Below are 18,810 nucleotides of genomic sequence, written 5' to 3'. Positions count from 1 at the left end.
GCCAACATCATCCGGATCACCGAACAATGGATCGCTTCACGGCCATGCGCGCCTTCGTCCGTATCGTCGAGCGCCGCAGCTTCACCCGGGCCTCCGATGACCTCGGCCTGCCACGGGCCACGGTGACCGACGCGATCAAGGCACTGGAACAGCGGCTGGGCGTGCGCCTGCTGCACCGGACCACGCGGCGGGTGGTGCCAACACTGGAAGGCGAGGCCTTCTATGGCCGTTGCCTGCGCCTGATCGCCGACATGGACGATGCCGAGGCCGCCTTCCGTGACGTGCCGCCACGCGGCCCGCTGCGCATTGAAGTGCATGGCACGCTGGGCCGGCACCTGCTGTTCCCGCACTTGCCGGAATTCCTGCAGCGCTACCCCGAGATCGAACTGGAGGTCAGCGAAGGCGACCGCTATGTCGATCTGCTGCGCGAAGGCGTGGATGCGGCGTTGCGGGTCGGGACGCTGGCCGACAGCGATCTGGCGGCGCGCCGGTTGACGATGCTGCGCGAGGTGACGGTCGCCTCGCCTGGCTACGTGCAGGCCAGGGGCGTGCCGGGCAGCATCGATGCCCTGCAGGACGGCCACCAGATGGTCGGCTTCCGCTCCAGCGCCAGCGGCCAGCTGATTCCGCTGGAGTTCCAGCAGGGCGGGCAGGTGCGCTACCTGCCGCTGCCGGCGCGGGTGCGTGTGTCGGGTGCGGATGCGTTCCTCGGCGCTGCGCTGGCGGGCCTGGGCATCATCCAGGCACCGCGCTACCGGATGGACCCGTATATCGCGCGCCGGCAGCTGGTGGAGCTGCTGCCGGAGGCGCCGCCGACGCCGAGTCCGTTGAGCCTGGTCTACCCGCGCAATCGCACGCCGTCGCCCCGGTTTCGGGTGTTCATCGACTGGGTGGCCGGAGTGTTCGACTCGTTCGAGGATGCCGGCCAGCGGCCGGCTCTACCGACACAGTACGCGAAGCTGTCCGACCGGAGGGGGTAGTGCCGGCCGCTGGCCGGCATCACAGCGCTGCCAACGGCCCCTGCATGCGATGGAAGCTGCCATCGGTGGCGGTGAACCAGGCCAGCGAACGCCCGCCCACGAAATCGTCGACATGCACGACCGTAGCGCCATCGGCTTCCTGCCACGAAATGGCATAGACCCCGTCGCTGATCCGCTGCCACTCGCAGGCGGCTTCGCCCTGCGCACCGGCATGGGCGCCGGAGACGATGGCGTACTGCACGTGGCGGCCATCGGCGCTGTAGACATTGTCGGCGGCCAGGCCGTCATAGCTGACGCGGAAGCGGCGGCCGGCGAACACGGGAAGGTCAGCGGCGGTGTTCATCGGATCGCCACCGGGTTGATGTTCACCTGGGTCGAGCCGACGTACAGCGGCTGGCCGAGCACGAACAGGAATTCCCAGGCCTTGTCGCGCACCAGCGCCCGGCTGTCGATCAGCTCCAGGTTGTAGATGCCGCGCTTGGCCAGCATGTACTGGTTGATCGGAAACTCCTCGGCACCGTCCGGGTTCGGGTAGACCTCCGAGGCCCAGGTGTCGCCACCGAAGGCGACGATGCCCTGGTCGGCCAGCCACTTCGCCGCCTCCATGCCGATGCCCGGTTCCACTTCCAGGAACTGTTTGTCGTCCTTGCCGATCAGTTCCAGCCAGCCGGTGTTGAACAGCACCACGTCGCCCTTGCGCAGGCTCAGGCCCTGCTTCTTCAGCACGGCCTGGATGTCGGCCACGGTGAACTCGGTGCCACCGGGCACGATCGCCTTGCCGTAGTACGCGGTCATGTCCAGCACGACGCCGCGGGTGACCATTGGCGGCACCTTCTCGACGCCGAGCTTGCGCACACCGTCCACGGTGACGAAGTCGGCGGCCTTGTTGCCGTTGTAGTAGACGTTGTCGATGCCGATATGGCCGATACCGTTGAGCTGGGTGCCAACGCCGGTCCAGGCGTTCACCAGTTCATCGTTGAAGGTGAACCTGTTGGGGCCCAGCGATTTGCCGGCCTGCTGGCCGACCTGAACGTTGTACAGGCGGAAGCTGCGGTGGCGGAACGCGGGCAGGTTCTTGTCCACCGGCACCGCCAGCGGATAGGTCTTGCCGGTCCTGACCAGCGAGACCGCGTGCTTGACCACGTCCGCGGTCAGCAGGTTGGCCGCGCCGATCTCGTCGTCGGCGCCGTAGGCGGAGGGATACCAGTCCTCGGCGGTGGCCTGGAAGGACAGCGGCAGGGTGGCCAGCGCAAGCGCGGCCAGGGTCTTCATCTTCATGGCAAAGCTCCGGTAACTGTCAGGCCGTCGCGGCGGCGGCAAGCGGGGCATGCGGCGCAGCGGCGCCGGCATGGGCCGGGAAGTGCGGCAGCACGTACTCGGCGATTTCGTGGAAGGTTTCGGCCAACGGCCGTTCATTGCGGCGGAACTGCAGGCCGATGTGGTCGACACCGGCTGCCTGCATGGCGTGCAGCTCGGCCAAAAGGGCGTTGCGGCCGCCACGCAGGCCGAAGCGCCAGCGCTGCAAGGGGGCATCAGCATCGGCCACCAGGTCCAGGTGGATGAAGCTGGCATACGGCTTGTTGCCGGCCACGGCGCGCCAGGCCGCCACGCGCTGCGCATGGTCCTGTGGCGTGCCCGGGTAGGCCAGGCAACCCTCCATGTGCTGGCCGATCCATGCCGGTTGCTGCTGGGCCAGGCCGGCCACGAACAACGGCAGGGCCGTGCCACCTGCGGGCAGCACGTCCAAGCCCTGCGGCAGGTGCGCAGCGGCGCCTTCGCGCAGCAGTGCGATCTGCTCGCGGAAGCGGCGGCCACGGCTGTCGAAGTCGCGGCCGAACAGCGGGTACTCCACCGGGCGGTCGCCACTGGCTACGCCCAGCAGCAGGCGGTCGCCGCTGAGCCGCTGCACGCTGCGCGCCGACTTCAGGGTCAGCAACGGCTCCCGGATCGGCAACACCACCGCACCGGTGCCCAGCAGGATGTGCTCGGTGATGCCGGCCAGGTAGCCGAGGTAACTGAATACCTCGAACACCTGCGCCGCATCACCGAAGGCCGGGTCGTACACCGGCACGTCGCGTACCCAGAGCGCACGGAAGCCGAGGCGGTCGGCCAGCCGTGCCAGTTCCGCATGGCGCTGCAGGTCCGGTTCGCCGGGCAGGCGTCGCGCGGCGCGTCGTGCCTGTTCGCCCAGCGGCGTCCAGTCATTGTCCAGCGGTGCCTCGATGCCGATGCTGAAGCCACCGGCCTGCAGACGCGTCAACGCACTGCCCATGGCGAGGCGCCTCAGTCCCAGTCCGGGGCCAGGCCCGGCGGATCGACTTCGCGGCCGTTGCGGTCAAGCGCGGCGATCGCGGCCATGTCATCGGCATCCAGGTGCAGGTCCTGGGCGAGCAGGTTGCTGGCCAGGTTCTCGCGCTTGGTCGAGGACGGAATGACCGAGTAACCCCGCTGCAGGGCCCACGCCAGCGCGACCTGGGCCACGGTGGCCTGGTGCTTGTCGGCGATGCCGGCCAGCACCGGGTCCTTCAGCACCTTGCCGTAGGCCAGGGTCATGTAGGAGGTGACCGCGATGCCCTGCTCCTGCAGGAAGGCGGTCAGCGCCGGGTTCTGCAGGTAGGGGCTCAGTTCGATCTGGTTGGTGGCGATCTCGCCGGTGCCGACCACCTCGATGGCCTGCCGTGTCAGTTCGATGTTGAAGTTGGACACACCGATCTGGCGGGTCAGGCCCAGCGTCTTGGCTTCAGCCAGTGCGGTCATGTATTCGCGCAGCTCAACGCCATTGCCCGGCGCCGGCCAGTGGATCAGCAGCAGGTCGACGTACTCGGTGCGCAGCTTGGCCAGGCTGTCGCGCAGGCTCGGGACCAGTTTGTCGGCAGCGTAGTTGTCGACCCAGATCTTGGTGGTCAGGAACAGCTAGTCGCGTGGCACGCCGGATTCGGCGATGGCCTGGCCGACCTCGGCTTCGTTGCCGTAGATCTGCGCCGTGTCGACGGCACGGTAGCCGACGTCAAGCGCGTTGCGTACCGAGTCGATGACGGTCTGGCCGCTCAGGCGGAAGGTGCCGACGCCAAAGGAAGGAACGCTCATGATGGACTCCAGGGATTTCGTTGCGAGCCGGCGGCTCGGGACAGGGCGAAGTGTGGGCGCTTTACATTTGTTGATTAAGCCGTGTATATGGGAAATGCTTTTGCGGCGAGGTAAATAATGAAAACCACCCTGGATGAGCTGAAGGCCTTCGTGGCGGTGGTCGATGGTGGCTCCATCACGGCGGCGGCCGAGGCGCTGGAGCTGACCATCTCGGCCACCAGCCGCACCCTGGCGCGGCTGGAAGACAAGCTGCAGACCACCCTGCTGCGGCGGACCACGCGGCGGCTGGAACTGACCGAGGAGGGCGCGGCGTTCCTGGAGTACGCGCGCACGATCCTGGCCACGGTGGACGAGGCCGAGGAACAGATGGCGGCGCGGCGGCTGCAGCCGGTCGGGCGCCTGCGCGTGGACGCGGCCACGCCGTTCATGCTGCACGTGATCGTGCCGCTGCTGGAGGGCTTCCGTGATCGCTACCCGCAGGTGGAGCTGGAGTTGAATTCCAACGAGGGCATCACCGACCTGATCGAAAAGCGCACCGATGTGGCGTTCCGCATCGGCGTGCTGCGCGATTCCACCCTGCATGCGCGACCGATCGGTCACAGCCGCATCCGCGTGGTGGCCAGCCCCGAGTACCTGCGACGGCACGGCACGCCGACGCGCGTGGAGCAGTTGCGCGAGCACGACCTGCTGGGTTTTACCCAGCCCAGTTCGTTGAACGAATGGCCACTACACGATGCCGATGGCGGGCCTTTCGTGATCGAGCCGGCGATCGCTTCATCCAGCGGCGAGACGCTGCGGCAGATGGCGGTGGCCGGGTTGGGCATCGCCTGCCTGTCCGACTTCCTGACCCGTCAGGACCGGCGTGATGGCCGCCTGGTGCAGCTGTTGGCCAGGCAGACGCAGGAGGCGCGGCAGCCAATCAACGCGGTGTACTACCGCAACACCGCGCTGGCTGCGCGCATCACCTGCTTCGTCGACCATGTGACGCAGACGCTGGGGCAGCGTCCGTTTGACGAATAAGGAGGGGTAGAGCCGGCCGCTGGCCGGCTGCCGGGAGTGCATCAGTAGATCCACGCCATGCGTGGATGGTGTTTTCCGTCCGGCCAGCGGCCGGCACTACCGTTGGCTGTGTTGCATGTTTCAGTAGATCCACGCCATGCGTGGATGGCGTGTTCCAACCGACCCGCAGCCGGTGTTAGCGGTTGTGCAGCGCCCGCCGATTGCCGATGTGTGCTGCCGCCAGCATCATGCCGCCGCACGCGGTGGTGACGCCATGCCAGAGCAGTGATTCCTTCAGCGGCAGGTACAGCGAGGCTGACAGTAGAAGGATCGCGCCGACGCACGCCAGCCGCAGAGGCCGCCCGCGCCCGTGCCGGTGCAGCCCGGCCGAGGTGCTCGCCAAGGCCAGCGACGAGGCCAGCAGCGCGAACAGCCATTCCCAGCGCGACATCATCAGCAGCACGGTCATCGCGCCATGGCCGGGGTGCTGGAACGAACGCAGCGCCATCATCGCTGCCGGCACGAAGGCCAGCAGCAGGGGCAGGGCGATGCAATGGGCGGCGCAGGCCAGGGACAGCCAGGCACCGGCAAGATCGAAGCGGGGGTGCCAGCGTGCCGAAGTTGGCGGCTGGGCCAGGGCCCTTGCGGGCGTCGTGGGGATGTGGTCCATAATGTTACATAGTAACACTTGGAGTGTCCCCCATGAAGCTTTCTGCTGCTCTTTTCCTGCTGCTGGCCGCCAGCGCCGCGCAGGCCCACGATATCCGCCAGCACGCACCGCACGTGCACGGCCAGGCCAGCGTCGATGTTGCGCTTGACCAGCAGACGCTGGAATTCGCCCTGCAGGCCCCCGGCATCGGCATCCTTGATTTCGAGCGGCCGCCGGCCAATGCGGCCGAGCAGTCCGCGCTGGCGCGTGCGACTGCGCTGCTGCAGGGCGGCAGCTGGGTCACCTTGCCTACCGCCGCGGGCTGCCGCCTTTCAGGCAACGATGCCAAGGCCGAGGGATTCGATGCGACGGCTGCCGCACCGCCATCAGGTCAGCATCGGCACGCGGGGTTCAGCGCAACGCTGCAGTACCACTGCGCCAAGCCTGCCGAGCTGCGGGCCATTGTCGTGCGCCTGCCCGCATTGTTCCCGGGCCTGCACGAAGTAATCGTCAACAGTGCCACCGCCCATGGCCAGAACCGCAGCGTGCTGACCCCGGACAACCTGCGCGTGGTGCTGGCTCCGTGAGCATGCGACCGGTGATCGCGCTGGATGGCGTGCAGTTCGGCTACGGCCGGCAGCTGGTGCTGGACGTGCCGCGGCTGTGGATCGAGCAGGGCAGCAGCGTGCTGCTGCGCGGGATCAGTGGCGGTGGCAAGAGCACGCTGCTGGGCCTGCTCGCGGGCGTGCTGCTGCCCTGCAAGGGCAGCATCGAGGTCGCCGGTCACGCGCTGCAGGCGATGCGTGGTGCCGCGCGGGACCGCTTCCGCGCCGACCACCTGGGTGTGATCTTCCAGCAGTTCAACCTGCTGCCGTTCCTCACCGTGCGCGACAACATCGCACTGGGCCTGCGCTTCTCGCGCCTGCGCAGCGCACGCATCAGTGGCCCGTTGGATGCCGAGATCGCCCGTCTGCTGCAGGCCCTGCAGCTGGACCCGGCGCTGATGCAGCGGCGCGCAGGCACGCTCAGTGTCGGCCAGCAACAACGCGTGGCGGCAGCACGCGCCCTGATCGGTCGTCCGGCATTGCTGCTGGCCGATGAGCCCACCTCGGCGCTTGACCGCGACGCGGCAACCGCGTTCCTGAAGCTGATGTCCGCGCAGTGCCAGGCGGCCGGCACCACAGTGCTGGTGGTCAGTCATGACGACAGCCTGCAGCCCTTGTTCGACCGCGCCATTTCACTGTCCGAGATCAACCAGGCGGGTGCCGGCCATGCTTGAGCTTGCCTGGGCGAGCCTGCGCAGCCGTGCGTTGAGCGTGGGCCTGACCGTGCTGGTCATCACCCTCAGCGTGGTGTTGCTGCTGGGCGTCGAACGTGTGCGCATGCAGGCACACGAAGGCTTCGCCAGCACGGTGTCGGGCACCGACCTGATCGTCGGTGCGCGTTCGGGGCCGGTGAACCTGCTGCTGTACTCGGTGTTCCATATCGGCGACCCGACCAACAACGTGTCCTGGCAGTCCTACCAGGAGCTGTCCGCGTTGCCGCAGGTGAAGTGGGCGGTGCCGTTGTCGCTGGGCGATTCCTGGCGCGGCTACCGCGTGGTCGGTACCAGCGATGGCTATTTCGAGCACTGCCGCTACGGCGCCGGGCACGCGCTTGCGTTTGCGAGCGGACGGCCGTTCGATGACCTGTATGACGTGGTGATCGGCGCGGAGGTGGCACAGGCACAGAAGGTTGGTCTCGGTGACCAGATCGTGCTGGCGCATGGCACCGGCGCGGTCACCCTGGCCACGCATGCCGACAAGCCGTTCCGTGTTGCCGGCATCCTGCAGCGCACCGGCACGCCGGTGGATTCGTCGCTGCTGGTCTCGCTGGCGGCCATCGAGGCGATCCACGTCGACTGGCGCTCGGGCGTGCGGCTGCGCAGCCAGCGCGTCAGCGCCGAGCAGGCGCGTCATCTGGATCTGACCCCGACCAGCATCACCGCCTTCATGCTCGGCCTGAACTCGCGCATTGCCACGTTTTCGGTGCAGCGCAGGATCAACGAGTATCCCGACGAGGCGATGCTGGCGATCCTGCCCGGCGTCACGCTGCAGCAGTTGTGGCAGTCGCTGGGCATGGCCGAACGGGCGCTGCAGCTGATCAGCGCGATGGTGGTGGCACTCGGCATGGTCTCGCTGGTGACGCTGCTGGTCTCGACCCTGCAGGAGCGGCGGCGCGAGATGGCGATCCTGCGTGCCACCGGAGCACGGCCGGGTTACATCGCTGCCCTGCTGGTGGTGGAGGCGGTGGCGACCAGCGCGGTGGCCTGCGCGCTGGCGCTGGTGCTTCTGGTTGCCGCCAGCATTGCCGGGCGCGGCTGGGCGCTGGCCAACTTTGGCCTGTCGATCACCCATGTCTGGCCGGACGGCCGCGAGCTGGCCTGGGTGGCAGGCGTGCTGGCGATCAGCGCTGTGGCCGGGCTGGTGCCGGCGTTGCTGGCCTACCGGCGCACGCTGGCCGATGGCCTGTCGCCGGGAGGCTGAGCATGCGCTGGATGCTGTCGCTGCCGATGTTGTTGGCCCTGGCCGCCTGCGAGCGGCCGGTGGATACCGGTGTGCAGGCCTTGCCACCCTCGCCGGTTGTCGACCGCGCTGACGCTGCGGATGCGGCAGAGCAGGAACTGGACTGGTTGCAGATGATGCCGAAGGACGAGCTGGCCGCGCTGGAGCGGGGCGAGGGCCCGGAGGTCGAGCACAACGGCAACCGGCGCATGCCGCAGTTCGGTACGTTCCGTACGGTGGATACGGTGCTGCAGCGACCGGTTCGCCTGCCGGGTTACGTGGTACCGCTGGCCAACGCGCAGGACGGGCGGCTGACTGAATTCCTGTTCGTGCCGTACTACGGCGCCTGCATCCACGTGCCACCCCCGCCGCCGAACCAGATCGTGCACGTGGTGCTGCCACGCCCGATCGACATGCCCGACATGTACTCGCCGTTCTTCCTGGCCGGCACACTGCGTGCCGAACGGTTGGATGACGATCTGGCCGGTTCGGCCTACACCATGCGTGATGCACAGCTGAGGCCCTATGAACCGTAGCCACCTGCTGCTCATGCTGGGATGCCTGTGGCTGGCGGGCTGTACGGCGCCGGGCAGCGACGCCGTGGTGGTCACGCCGCAGGACAGAGCGGCACCCTCGGCCACGGGCGAAGCCCCCATCGACCGTTGGGACGCGTTGCGGCCCGACGAAGTGACCTACCAGCGACCGCCCCCTCAGATCGGCCTGTCACGCAATGGGATGGAGGGCGTGGGTGGCCTGATCGACGACACCGGCTCGGGCACGCCGCCGGGGCAGGAGATCGACCATTCCAGCCCGGATCGCGCCAAGCAGTTCGGCTCTTCGCGGGTGGTCGATGCTGTCGATGGTCGCGCGGTGGATCTGGATGGCTACGTGGTGCCGCTCGGCACCAACGATGCAGGATTGGTGGATGAACTGCTGTTCGTGCCGTTCTACGGCGCGTGCATCCACGTGCCGCCGCCGCCACCGAACCAGATCATCCACGTGACCCTGGCCACGCCGATCGCGCTGGGCGATCTGTGGGATCCGTACCGGCTTGCCGGCCGCCTGCAGGTGAAGCGTTTCGACGCGGACATCGCCAGCGCGTCCTACGATGCCGCGGCGGCCACGCTGACGGCGATCCGCAACTGATGCGCAGGCGATGGATCATGGCTGCCGGGGTGCTGCTGGGCGCGGGGTGCTGCTGTGGTGGCAGCGGCAGCGCGCACCCATCGCGCCGCCTGCGGTCGCGTTTCCGGCGCCGACGTCCAATGCCAGCCAGCGCATCGAACAGCGCCTGGGTGACGACCACGCATTCCGCAACGACGTGCTGTTCCTGCTCGCGGCAACATTGCGCGACCGCTGCCAGCCGGCGCAGGCGGGAGTGTTGGCGCGCATGGCCAATCGTGCATCGCTGCCTGTGCTGGCGGCAGTCAGCGCGGTGACCCAGCAGGATCCATCGCTGGACCGGCCGATCTACCAGTACATCCAGCATCGCGCCGACGCGACGCCGTGCGGGCAGACGCTGCAGATGCCGTTGGCCGGTGGACGCCGCATGGCCGTGGACATCGAACAGTACGCGCGCACGTTCCCGGACAGCTACTTCGACCCGCAACGCAGCAGCGAACCGCGGGATTTCGGCGGGCTTTCGTTGCAGCAGCGCGCCGGCAATGCCTGCAACAGCGTGGTGTACTCGGTGTTGCCTTTGGGCGGCACCGATTGGCGGTGCAGCAGCCTGCGCGCACAGGCCCGTGCGCGGGTGCGCGGGCTGTGCGAGGACGAACTGCGGCGCCAGCATGGCGGAACTAGCGGGGAACTGGACATGGCTGTGGGGAAGGGCATGCAGGCGGCGGTGGTATCGGCGGTTGCCGCGCTGCCGGAAGACTGTCGGTGATGATCCCTGACACCGGGCACGACCCGGCATGAGGGCACGACAACATGAACATTGCCCGGGCCCCAATCTGAATCGGCGGCGCTGTTTTCATAACTATACAGGACATCCTGTATAGTTATGGCCGTTTTCCGCTCCCCATCAGGTTTCCCCATGGCTTTGTCCCAGCCCCTGGCCGGTGCTCCGGCCCTGTCGCGTGCCCGTCGCTGGGCGCTGTTGTTTACCGTCGCCGCCGGCCTGCTGCTGGTCACGCTCGACAACTCAGTGCTCTACACCGCACTGCCTACGCTGACCGAGGAACTCTCGGCCAGTGCCGGCCAGGCGCTGTGGATCGTCAACGCCTATCCGCTGGTGATGGCCGGCCTGCTGCTGGGTGCGGGCACGCTGGGCGACCGCATCGGTCATCGCCGCATGTTCCTGATCGGCCTGGTGGTGTTCGGCGTCGCCTCGCTGGCCGCGGCGTTCGCCGACACCGCAGCTCAGCTGATTGCCGCACGAGCCCTCCTGGCAGTCGGTGCCGCAGCGATGATGCCAGCCACGTTGGCGCTGATCGGCCTGAGCTTCCACGAAGAGCGCGAACGCAACATCGCCATCGCCATTTGGGGTTCGGTGGCCATCGTCGGTGCGGCGCTCGGGCCGATCATCGGCGGCTGGCTGCTGCAGCACTTCTGGTGGGGCTCGGTGTTCCTGATCAACGTGCCGGTGGTGGTGGTCGCGTTCGTGGCCACGCTGCTGCTGGCGCCGGAAGGACAGCGTGACACCTCGCGGCCATGGGACCTTGTGTCCTCGGTGCTGGCATTGGCCGCACTGTCCGGCGTGGTGCTGGCGATCAAGTCGCTGATCGCTACGCCGCCGTCGTACGCGCTGGGCGCAGGCGCGCTGCTGTTGGCCGTCATCAGCGGTGCGGCGTTCGCGCGCCGCCAGCAACAGCTGCCGTACCCGCTGCTGGACTTTGCGATTTTCCGCAATCCTGCGTTCCTGGCCGGCACGCTGTCGGCAGTGTTCACCCTGTTCGCGATGGCCGGCCTGCAGCTGGTCACCACCCAGCGCTTCCAGCTGGTGGCAGGCTTCACGCCGCTGCAGGCGGGTCTGCTGGTCTCGGTGGCGGCAATGGGCAGCCTTCCGAGCGCGCTTCTGGGCGGCAGCATCCTGCACCGGGTGGGCCTGCGCCCGCTGATCTGTGGTGGCCTGGCCGCAGGTGCGCTGGGCGTCGGCATGGTGGCGTTCGGCTTCCCGCACGGCCTTGGCTGGGTGGTGGCTGGTATGGCCATCACCGGCTTCGGCATGGGCTCGGCCATCTCGGTGGCATCCACCGCCATCCTCAACAATGTGCCGGCACACCGCGCAGGCATGGCCTCGTCGGTCGAAGAGGTATCCTACGAATTCGGTGGCCTGCTGGCGGTGGCGATGCTGGGCAGCTTGAGCGCGGCGATGTACAGCGCGTTCCTGCCGGTCTCGGCCGATATGCCGGTGCTTGCCCGCGAGGGTTTCACCCAGGCGCTGCATGTCGCGCGCGAGAGCGGGCAGGGTGAGTGGTTCGCACTGGCTGCGGCCGCGTATGACCGTGGCTACCAGATCGTGCTGCTGGTGATCACGACGGTATTGGCAGTGGGCGCGGCGATCATCGCGCGCCTGCTGCGCGGCCGCATCGGCGGCCGCGAGGGCGCGGCCGATCGCGTAAAATGAAACGATGAGAACCAGCAAACGCGACCGCATCCTCGACGCCGCCGTCAACGTGATCAATCGTGATGGCGTGCGAGCGGTGACCTTCGAGTCGGTGGCGGCCGAGGCCAAGCTGACCCGCGGCGGCCTGCTGTACCACTTCCCGTCGCGCGAGGCACTGCTGCGCGGCATCGACGAGCACCTGGTGCAGGCCTGGGAGTCGTCGATGGAAACGCTGCTGGGCAAGCGTGCGGACGAAGCCTCGGCGCTGGAGCGTTACCAGACCTTCGTGCGCGTCTCGGCGCAGAGCGCTACCCGTGCCGAGCTGATGTTCATGCTCGAATCGGCCGACCCGGACGCCGATGAGCGCCCGTGGGGCCCGGCGGTACGCCGCTGGGCGCCGTTGCCGCCGTCGGCCGGGCTGAATGACCCGGCCGCGCTCGACAATTTCGTAGCACGGCTGGCCGCCGACGGCCTGTGGATCTACGAGGCGATGTACGAAGGGCAGCTGGATGAAGGCGTGCGCGCCCAGGTGGCCGAGCGCATCGCCGGGCTGCTGGCGAAGTCTGACGGCACGTCCCGTTGAGCGGCCGGTCGGCGCGCAGACATCGCCCGTGGTAGAGCCGACCGCTGGTCGGCTGCCCTTCGGTCAGGCCATGAAAATGCCGCTTCGATCGTCCGTGGTAGAGCCGACCGCTGGTCGGCTGCTCTTCGGTCAGATCACGAAAATGCCACATCGGTAGAGTCGATCGTTAGTCGACTGCCCTTCGGTCGGACAACGAACATCCCGCGCGTCGCGCGATAGTCGACCAGCGGCCGACTCTACCCCCTCACCCTTTACCCAGCCTGGGCGGCGCTCGCGGCCAACCAGGCCCTGGGCGACGCCCCCAACCGCTTGCGGAACGCCTTCGACAACGACGCGGTATCGGCAAACCCCACCTCGACCGCCACCTGCTTGACTGCCACGCCGGCCCGCAGCTGCGCGCAGGCCAGGCTCAGCCGCCAGTCCAGCAGATAGGCGGCCGGCGTCGCCTTCATCACCTCCTTGAACACTGCCGCGAATGCGCTGCGCGACATGCCGGCGATCGCGGCCATACGGGGCAGCGTCCATTCGTCCTGCGGTGCCTGGTGCATCGCCACCAGCGTGCGTGCCAGCCTCGCGTCGGACAGCCCGCGCATCAGTCCATGACTGACACCCGCTGCATCCGGGTGGTCGACCACCCAGCGCAGGATCTGGATCAGCGCCACCTCGAACAGGCGATTGGTCAGCAGCCGTGAACCACAGCGCTGGCGATCGGCCTCGGCAAACAGCAGCTGCAGGGTTTCATCCAGTTCGCCGATCGCGGCCAGTGGCACCACCATCACCGGCGGCAGCGACTGCACGATCGGATTACGCGCGCCGCCATCGAAATCCAGCGTGGCGCAGGTGAAATCCGGGCCTTCCAGCGGTGCATTGAAGAACACATGGTGCAGCGGTTGCGGATACAGCAGCAGGCTGGGTGTGTCGATCTTCAACCGGGGCAGCGCGATATCGCCGTCGGGATGACGGACCTCCATTTCACCCTGGCGCAGGATGTGCAGGAAGGCACGACCGGGCTGCGGCTCGAAGACATGGCGCCCGCACAGCGGACCACTGTGGAACAGCGCGGCCTGCACCCGGAAGCGCTCCAGCAGGGAGGAGAGACGGTCGGGTGGGGAGGTGTCGGTGGGCGTGCTCATGGATGAATGGACAACATGTGTGGCTGATTGCGCCTGAAGCGTCCAGCGAGTCTACCTAGGATGAGCGGGTCGTCCAATCCCGGGCGCTTTCCCAAGGAGATCCACCATGTCCCGTGTCCCCCTGATCGATGCCGCCAACACCACCGCCGACCGCCAGGCCCTGCTGGGTCAGGTCCACGCCGCTTTCGGCGCCACCCCGGCCATGTTCCGCGCCGTGGCCAACTCGCCAGCCGCCCTGCAGAGCATGTGGGGTTCGTTCGGCGCGCTGGGCGGCGGTCGCCTGTCGCCGCTGCTGGGCGAGCAGATCGCCGTGGCCATCGCCAACCGCAACGCCTGCGAGTACTGCCTGGCCGCGCACACGGCATTGGGCCGCAAGGCCGGCGCCAGCAGCGAGCAGATGACCGCCGCGCAGATCGGCCAGTCCAGCGACCCGGCCACTGCGGCGGCGCTCGACTTCGCGTTGAAGGTGGTCGAGCAGCGTGCGCAGATCGCCGACGGCGACGTGCAGGCGCTGCGCGCGGCTGGCTTCGATGATGAGCAGATCGTGGAGATCCTCGCGCATGTGGCGCTCAACCTGTTCACCAACTACGTCAACGTGGCGTTCGACGTGCCGGTGGACTTCCCGAAGGTCGCGCTGCGCTGAGTGCAATTGCTCCGGCAGCAGAGTGCTGCCCGGACTCAGGCCCGCAGCTCAGTGGCTACGCCGGCTGGAAGCTGAAACCGCGTTCGCGCAGCGCTCTGATGTAGCCGTTCCCGTCGAACGCATCTGCAATATCGAGCATCGCAAGCGTGGTTGATCTTCCCGCAGTTACGGCTTCCACTGCGCTGAGCCAGGCCTCGCGTCGAAGCGTGTCCAGCTCGTTGCTGCCAGTCGCTGTCACGTGCATATCCATAGGCACGTCATGCCCACCCATGCCAAGGGCATCGCCATGCGCCCAGGCCTTGGACTGAACACGGGCGGTATCGTGAAGGCGACGGAGTCGTTCGACCTGCACCGCAAACCGTGTCGTGTCATCCAGTGCAGGATGCGGTTTGCCGCAGTCGTCAGCTGCCGCGATGTCGATAGCCAGTTCAGTGCGCGGCACGAAGTAGCGGGCTCCACCCGCGCGTCCTATCCTGCGCAGCTCCTTGCAGAATGCCTTCGGCGACTCCAGCTGATGCCTGGCCATGACGGCCTTGCGCAGCGCTCTGGCCGCGAAGTGGGGACGCAGGCGTTCCAGCTCGATTGGATCGATTCCGCACTCATTCAATGCCGCTTGCCATTCTGCATGGACGTCCGCCGGCAGAACATCCTTCAGGGTCAGGTTGTCGGGATTGTGGTGGATGGTTTCGGCTTCAGACACCGCACGGGCCAGTGTGAACAACGCGCTCAGTCCCGAGCCCTCCCATCTGCCGGTGATGTCCACCTTCGGCCGGCCCAGAATGGTGTGCGCAACCGCGGCAATGCGTCCTGCTTCGCCCGTCACGCATCGCATCGATCCGGGTAGCGCGGTGGGGACGGGCAGGATCCACAGGTGGGCCTCTTCACGCCTTGCCTGCCAGAGCGCCGGACCTTCTGCACGGATCGTGGGGGGAGGCAGGGCATCCGTTACCTTGGTTCCGCGGCTTCCGGAAGCCGGCGCACCTGCCAACGTACGGTGCACGGAAACATCAAGGGAAACCGACAGCAGTGAACGTGGTTGCCGGGCAGCCGACATGGGAACTCCAGAAAGGACCATGATGAGTGTCCTCGATGGTGCGTGGCGCGCCGATTGCTGGCTATCGAACTACGACGATTTCGCCTTGGCTGGGCGAGGGGCCCGGAAGCCGTTGCGGTAGAGTCGACAGTTAATCGACTGCTCGTCCTTCAGGTGCCCGGAAACCTCGCGCCACGAGTGATAGTCGACCCTACGCAGCGGAGATTACCGGTCGTCCGCCTGCAACCGGTCCGGATGGGTATACACATTGAACCCGCTCTCCCGCGCGAACCCGACCAGGCACAGGCCGGCACTGCGGGCCAGGTCGATCGCCAGCGCGGTCGGTGCCGAGACTGCAGCCAGTACGCTGGCACCGGCGCGCACCGCCTTGCTGACCATTTCGTAGCTGGCCCGGCTGGAAATCACCAGCAGGCTGCCTTCGATGGCGTGTTCGTTGTGGTGCAGCGCACCGATCAGCTTGTCCAGTGCATTGTGGCGTCCGACATCCTCCCGCACCCAGCCGATGCGTCCACTGGCATCGGCCCAGGCCGCGGCGTGGGTGGAGCCGCTTGCCGCATTCATCGGCTGGTGCTGCGTCAGCGTGGCCAGCGCGCGCTGCAGAGCGGCGGGCGAGTAGCTGCGTCGCTCGCGGATCTGCGGCAGTGGGCGCAGCACTTCTTCCAGCTGGCGCGTGCCGCACAGGCCACAGCCACCACGACCGGGCAGCAGGCGTCCATTGGACGGGTCCAGGTCGGCACCGGGTGCCTCCTCAGCCACGGTCATCTGTAACCCGATGCCTTCCAGCTGCGGGCGGATCTCGATCGACAGCAGCTGCGAGGGGGTGTCGATCAGGCCTTCGCTGAGCGAGAAGCCGAGCGCGAAGTCTTCCAGGTCGCACGGTGTGGCCATCATCACCGCAAAGGCGGCGCCGTTGTAGCGCAGCGCCACCGGCACTTCTTCGGCCACCACATCGACCTGCTGCTGTTGCCCCTCGTTGCGCCAGCGCTGCAGCGGGCGTTGGGCGGTGCCGGCAGGTGGGGTGTGCGGCGGGATCGAATCAGGCATGCAGCGCGTCCGGACAAGGGAGAAACGCGGGCGGGCCACCGCCTGCGGTTTCGAGGATAGCGCAGTGGTCGCGCGCAGACGCGGCTGTAACCGTTGCCATGGCAGGTTGTGCTGAAAACCGCCTGTACCCTCTGGCGAAGCCGCGCAGGCCGTGCTTGACTGTGCGGCTGGTCGTGCCATTGACTGCGCCGCCGGACCGCGTTGTGCCGATTGTTGCTGCGTTCCTTCCGTAAGGTTCCCGAACATGTCCGAGCAGAAACCGCCGCGTTACAAGCCCTACAACCAGCCTGCCGGCGGCTGGGGTGCCGCCGGTGCCACCGCCAAGGTGCTGCTGCAGCAGAGTGTGATCGGCAAGGGGTCGAAGGCGCTGCTGGCGATGAACCAGCCCGGTGGCTTCAAGTGCCCCAGCTGCGCGTTCCCCGATGCCGACGAACGCAGGAAGCTGGAGTTCTGCGAGAACGGCGCGAAGGCACTGGCCTGGGAGGCTACGGAGTTCCGGGCCGGCCGCGAGTTGTTCGCCCGCCACACCGTCACGGAGCTGATGGCGCAGACCGACTACTGGTTGGAGATGCAGGGCCGGCTGACCGAGCCGATGCGCTACGACGCAGCCACCGACCACTACGTGCCGTGCAGCTGGGACGATGCCTTTGCACTGATCGGTCGCCACCTGCAGGCGCTGGACAGCCCACACCAGGCCGAGTTCTACACCTCCGGGCGCACGCCCAACGAAGCGGCGTTCCTGTATTCGATCTTCGTGCGCGAGTTTGGTACCAACAACTTCCCGGACTGCTCGAACATGTGCCACGAGCCGACCAGCCGCGGGCTGCCGCCGGCCATCGGGGTGGGCAAGGGCACCATCGTGCTGCAGGATTTCGAGCACGCCGAGGCGATCTTCGTGATCGGCCAGAACACCGGCACCAATTCACCGCGGATGATGAGCAACCTGGTCGATGCGCGCAAACGCGGCATCCCGATTGTGGCGGTCAATCCGATGCCCGAGCGCGCGCTGATCCGCTTTGCCGAGCCGCAGGACGTGGTGCAGATGGCCACGTTCGGTTCGACCGAGATCACCAGCGAGTTCGTGCACATCCGCATCGGCGGCGACCTGGCCCTGATCAAGGGCATGATGAAGGTGATGTTCGAGCGCGAGGCGCAGGGCGAGCGCGTGCTCGACCATGATTTCCTGTCAGAACACACAGTGGGCCTGGAGGCGCTGCGCGAGGATGTGTTGGCGCAGGACTGGGACCAGATCGTGCAGGTATCCGGCATCTCGCAGGCGCAGATACACCGCTGTGCGGAGATCTACATCCGCTCCAAGGCCACCGTGATCTGCTACGGCATGGGCCTGACCCAGCATCAGTACGGCTCGCGCCTGCTGCAGCAGGTCGCCAACCTGCTGATGCTGCGTGGCAACTTCGGCAAGCCCGGTGCTGGCATAGGGCCGATCCGTGGTCATTCCAATGTGCAGGGCGACCGCACCGTCGGCATCGACGAGAAGCCCAAGCCGGCCTACCTGGACCGCGTGCAGCAGGTGTTCGGCTTCGATCCGCCGCGTGAGCATGGCCACCATGTGGTCGAGTCCATCGAGGCGATGCTGGACGGCAGCGCCAAGGTGTTCATCGGCCTGGGGGGCAACTTCATCCATGCGGTGCCCGATACGCCTCGCGCGTATGAAGCGATGCGTGGGCTGGACCTGACCGTGGGCATCGCCACCAAGCTCAATCGAGGTCATCTGGTTCATGGCCGCGATGCGCTGATCCTGCCGGTAGTGGCGCGCTCGGAGCGCATCGTCACGCCGGCCGGCGAGCAGTTCGTCACCATCGAAGACGCGATGTCGAACGTGACCGCCTCGCGCGGCGTGCTCGAACCGGTCAGCACGGAGGTGCTGCCCGAGGTCGAGATCGTCTGCCGCATGGCGATGGCTGCGCTGCCGCACAGCAAGGTCGACTGGGCGCGCTGCATGCACGACTATGCACCTATTCGCGAACTCATCGCTGCCGTGTACCCGGAGATCTACACCGGCTTCAACGCGCGCATCCAGCAGCCGCACGGTTTCCATCTGGACATTCCGCCGCGCCGCCGCGTGTGGCCCACGCCCAATGGCAAGGCCAACATCCTGGTGATGCCCGGCCTGGACGTGGACGATCCGGTGCACGATCCGGACATGTTGCGGTTGGCCACCGTGCGCTCGCATGATCAGTACAACACCACCATCTACAGCTACAATGATCGCTATCGCGGCGTGTACAACGATCGCATGGTGCTGTTCATGAACATCGAGGACCGGCTGGCGCGCGGTCTGGAGAAGGAGGCGCTGGTCAGCCTGGAGACGATCAGCCGCGATGGCGTGCAGCGGCGCGTCGAGGGCCTGACCGTACTGGACTACCCGATGCCGCGCGGCGCGCTGGCCGGGTACTACCCGGAACTGAACCCGTTGTTGCCACTGGACTACTACGACCGCATCAGCGGCACGCCCGCTGCCAAGTCGATTCCGGTGCGGATGAGTGCAATGGCGGCGGCGACTGCGTGACACGCGCATCGGCTA

18 protein-coding genes and 2 pseudogenes are annotated in these 18,810 nt (G+C 67.3%); 12 read left to right on the top strand and 8 right to left on the bottom strand.

The window, feature by feature from the left end; all coding sequences use genetic code 11:
- Positions 1-26 precede the first annotated feature (26 nt).
- Positions 27-980, top strand: coding sequence for a LysR family transcriptional regulator (locus DL544_RS11600; RefSeq protein ID WP_139727171.1), 954 nt, complete (start codon positions 27-29; stop codon positions 978-980).
- Between the two features lie 19 nt (positions 981-999).
- Here DL544_RS11600 and DL544_RS11595 read toward each other — a convergent pair whose 3' ends face one another.
- The 4 genes and pseudogenes from DL544_RS11595 to dkgB all read right to left on the bottom strand — a co-directional run bounded on the left by DL544_RS11595 (position 1,000) and on the right by dkgB (position 4,067).
- Complete coding sequence (locus DL544_RS11595; protein WP_065177703.1) at positions 1,000-1,323, bottom strand: MoaF-related domain-containing protein; 324 nt, start codon at positions 1,321-1,323, stop codon at positions 1,000-1,002.
- Complete coding sequence (locus DL544_RS11590; protein WP_111176457.1) at positions 1,320-2,258, bottom strand: cyclase family protein; 939 nt, start codon at positions 2,256-2,258, stop codon at positions 1,320-1,322. Before DL544_RS11590 ends, DL544_RS11595 begins: the two co-directional genes overlap by 4 nt.
- A gap of 19 nt (positions 2,259-2,277) precedes the next feature.
- Positions 2,278-3,252, bottom strand: coding sequence for a TIGR03571 family LLM class oxidoreductase (locus DL544_RS11585; protein ID WP_139727170.1), 975 nt, complete (start codon positions 3,250-3,252; stop codon positions 2,278-2,280).
- Between the two features lie 11 nt (positions 3,253-3,263).
- Positions 3,264-4,067 (bottom strand): annotated as a pseudogene (gene dkgB / locus DL544_RS11580) (2,5-didehydrogluconate reductase DkgB).
- Between the two features lie 117 nt (positions 4,068-4,184).
- On the opposite strand from dkgB, the gene DL544_RS11575 reads away from it, so the two are divergent.
- Positions 4,185-5,087 carry a LysR family transcriptional regulator gene (locus DL544_RS11575; RefSeq protein ID WP_139727169.1) on the top strand — a complete coding sequence of 301 codons (903 nt, stop codon included), beginning with the start codon at positions 4,185-4,187 and terminating at the stop codon, positions 5,085-5,087.
- A 175-nt stretch (positions 5,088-5,262) separates the two neighbouring features.
- Here DL544_RS11575 and DL544_RS11570 read toward each other — a convergent pair whose 3' ends face one another.
- Positions 5,263-5,736 (bottom strand): MerC domain-containing protein, encoded by a 474-nt coding sequence (locus DL544_RS11570; RefSeq protein WP_005416722.1) that lies wholly within the window; start codon positions 5,734-5,736, stop codon positions 5,263-5,265.
- Positions 5,737-5,768: 32 nt separating this feature from the next.
- Here DL544_RS11570 and DL544_RS11565 point away from each other — a divergent pair, with 32 nt between their 5' ends.
- The 8 genes and pseudogenes from DL544_RS11565 (at position 5,769) to DL544_RS11530 (ending at position 12,391) form a co-directional block, all read left to right on the top strand.
- Positions 5,769-6,302: a ZrgA family zinc uptake protein gene (locus tag DL544_RS11565; protein ID WP_095377519.1), complete on the top strand. Its 534-nt coding sequence runs from the start codon at positions 5,769-5,771 to the stop codon at positions 6,300-6,302.
- Complete coding sequence (locus DL544_RS11560) at positions 6,299-6,994, top strand: ATP-binding cassette domain-containing protein (RefSeq protein WP_139727168.1); 696 nt, start codon at positions 6,299-6,301, stop codon at positions 6,992-6,994. The genes DL544_RS11565 and DL544_RS11560 overlap by 4 nt, the downstream gene beginning before the upstream one ends.
- Positions 6,987-8,240, top strand: coding sequence for an ABC transporter permease (locus tag DL544_RS11555; protein WP_139727167.1), 1,254 nt, complete (start codon positions 6,987-6,989; stop codon positions 8,238-8,240). Before DL544_RS11560 ends, DL544_RS11555 begins: the two co-directional genes overlap by 8 nt.
- 2 nt (positions 8,241-8,242) lie before the next feature.
- Positions 8,243-8,794 (top strand): DUF3299 domain-containing protein, encoded by a 552-nt coding sequence (locus DL544_RS11550; protein WP_139727166.1) that lies wholly within the window; start codon positions 8,243-8,245, stop codon positions 8,792-8,794.
- The gene (locus DL544_RS11545; RefSeq protein ID WP_065177710.1) at positions 8,784-9,404 is read left to right on the top strand and encodes a DUF3299 domain-containing protein; all 621 of its coding nucleotides are present in this window, start codon (positions 8,784-8,786) and stop codon (positions 9,402-9,404) included. Before DL544_RS11550 ends, DL544_RS11545 begins: the two co-directional genes overlap by 11 nt.
- A pseudogene (locus DL544_RS11540) lies at positions 9,404-10,146 on the top strand (hypothetical protein). The gene DL544_RS11545 and the pseudogene DL544_RS11540 overlap by 1 nt, the downstream one beginning before the upstream one ends.
- Before the next feature lie 150 nt (positions 10,147-10,296).
- Positions 10,297-11,829 carry an MFS transporter gene (locus tag DL544_RS11535; RefSeq protein ID WP_065186497.1) on the top strand — a complete coding sequence of 511 codons (1,533 nt, stop codon included), beginning with the start codon at positions 10,297-10,299 and terminating at the stop codon, positions 11,827-11,829.
- A gap of 4 nt (positions 11,830-11,833) precedes the next feature.
- Positions 11,834-12,391: a TetR/AcrR family transcriptional regulator gene (locus tag DL544_RS11530; RefSeq protein WP_065177713.1), complete on the top strand. Its 558-nt coding sequence runs from the start codon at positions 11,834-11,836 to the stop codon at positions 12,389-12,391.
- A gap of 251 nt (positions 12,392-12,642) precedes the next feature.
- On the opposite strand, the gene DL544_RS11525 is transcribed toward DL544_RS11530, so the two are convergent.
- On the bottom strand, positions 12,643-13,524 hold the full coding sequence (locus DL544_RS11525; protein WP_139727165.1) for an AraC family transcriptional regulator: 882 nt from the start codon (positions 13,522-13,524) through the stop codon (positions 12,643-12,645).
- Positions 13,525-13,630: 106 nt separating this feature from the next.
- Between DL544_RS11525 and DL544_RS11520 the strand changes: the two genes are divergently transcribed.
- On the top strand, positions 13,631-14,167 hold the full coding sequence (locus tag DL544_RS11520) for a carboxymuconolactone decarboxylase family protein (RefSeq protein ID WP_065177715.1): 537 nt from the start codon (positions 13,631-13,633) through the stop codon (positions 14,165-14,167).
- A 55-nt stretch (positions 14,168-14,222) separates the two neighbouring features.
- On the opposite strand, the gene DL544_RS11515 is transcribed toward DL544_RS11520, so the two are convergent.
- Together DL544_RS11515 and fdhD are read right to left on the bottom strand one after the other, a co-directional pair.
- Complete coding sequence (locus DL544_RS11515) at positions 14,223-15,221, bottom strand: TraB/GumN family protein (RefSeq protein ID WP_164229117.1); 999 nt, start codon at positions 15,219-15,221, stop codon at positions 14,223-14,225.
- Between the two features lie 204 nt (positions 15,222-15,425).
- Positions 15,426-16,265, bottom strand: coding sequence for a formate dehydrogenase accessory sulfurtransferase FdhD (fdhD, locus tag DL544_RS11510; protein ID WP_139727164.1), 840 nt, complete (start codon positions 16,263-16,265; stop codon positions 15,426-15,428).
- A gap of 244 nt (positions 16,266-16,509) precedes the next feature.
- Between fdhD and DL544_RS11505 the strand changes: the two genes are divergently transcribed.
- On the top strand, positions 16,510-18,795 hold the full coding sequence (locus tag DL544_RS11505; protein ID WP_065186494.1) for an FdhF/YdeP family oxidoreductase: 2,286 nt from the start codon (positions 16,510-16,512) through the stop codon (positions 18,793-18,795).
- The last annotated feature ends 15 nt before the right edge of the window (positions 18,796-18,810 follow it).

It is taken from the genome of Stenotrophomonas sp. pho (genome assembly GCF_006228405.1).
Taxonomy (GTDB): Bacteria; Pseudomonadota; Gammaproteobacteria; order Xanthomonadales; family Xanthomonadaceae; genus Stenotrophomonas; species Stenotrophomonas sepilia.
Note: the sequence above shows the minus strand (reverse complement) of the source record. Positions and strands in the feature narration are given on the sequence as shown.

Coding starts and splice junctions, on each gene's coding strand:
- DL544_RS11520 (WP_065177715.1), top strand. CDS start 13,631: ATGTCCCGTGTCCCCCTGATCGATGCCGCCAACACCACCGCCGACCGC.
- DL544_RS11525 (WP_139727165.1), bottom strand. CDS start 13,524: ATGAGCACGCCCACCGACACCTCCCCACCCGACCGTCTCTCCTCCCTG.
- DL544_RS11535 (WP_065186497.1), top strand. CDS start 10,297: ATGGCTTTGTCCCAGCCCCTGGCCGGTGCTCCGGCCCTGTCGCGTGCC.
- DL544_RS11585 (WP_139727170.1), bottom strand. CDS start 3,252: ATGGGCAGTGCGTTGACGCGTCTGCAGGCCGGTGGCTTCAGCATCGGC.
- DL544_RS11565 (WP_095377519.1), top strand. CDS start 5,769: ATGAAGCTTTCTGCTGCTCTTTTCCTGCTGCTGGCCGCCAGCGCCGCG.
- fdhD (WP_139727164.1), bottom strand. CDS start 16,265: ATGCCTGATTCGATCCCGCCGCACACCCCACCTGCCGGCACCGCCCAA.
- DL544_RS11530 (WP_065177713.1), top strand. CDS start 11,834: ATGAGAACCAGCAAACGCGACCGCATCCTCGACGCCGCCGTCAACGTG.
- DL544_RS11545 (WP_065177710.1), top strand. CDS start 8,784: ATGAACCGTAGCCACCTGCTGCTCATGCTGGGATGCCTGTGGCTGGCG.
- DL544_RS11515 (WP_164229117.1), bottom strand. CDS start 15,221: ATGTCGGCTGCCCGGCAACCACGTTCACTGCTGTCGGTTTCCCTTGAT.
- DL544_RS11595 (WP_065177703.1), bottom strand. CDS start 1,323: ATGAACACCGCCGCTGACCTTCCCGTGTTCGCCGGCCGCCGCTTCCGC.
- DL544_RS11550 (WP_139727166.1), top strand. CDS start 8,243: ATGCGCTGGATGCTGTCGCTGCCGATGTTGTTGGCCCTGGCCGCCTGC.
- DL544_RS11575 (WP_139727169.1), top strand. CDS start 4,185: ATGAAAACCACCCTGGATGAGCTGAAGGCCTTCGTGGCGGTGGTCGAT.
- DL544_RS11600 (WP_139727171.1), top strand. CDS start 27: ATGGATCGCTTCACGGCCATGCGCGCCTTCGTCCGTATCGTCGAGCGC.
- DL544_RS11570 (WP_005416722.1), bottom strand. CDS start 5,736: ATGGACCACATCCCCACGACGCCCGCAAGGGCCCTGGCCCAGCCGCCA.
- DL544_RS11590 (WP_111176457.1), bottom strand. CDS start 2,258: ATGAAGATGAAGACCCTGGCCGCGCTTGCGCTGGCCACCCTGCCGCTG.
- DL544_RS11555 (WP_139727167.1), top strand. CDS start 6,987: ATGCTTGAGCTTGCCTGGGCGAGCCTGCGCAGCCGTGCGTTGAGCGTG.
- DL544_RS11505 (WP_065186494.1), top strand. CDS start 16,510: ATGTCCGAGCAGAAACCGCCGCGTTACAAGCCCTACAACCAGCCTGCC.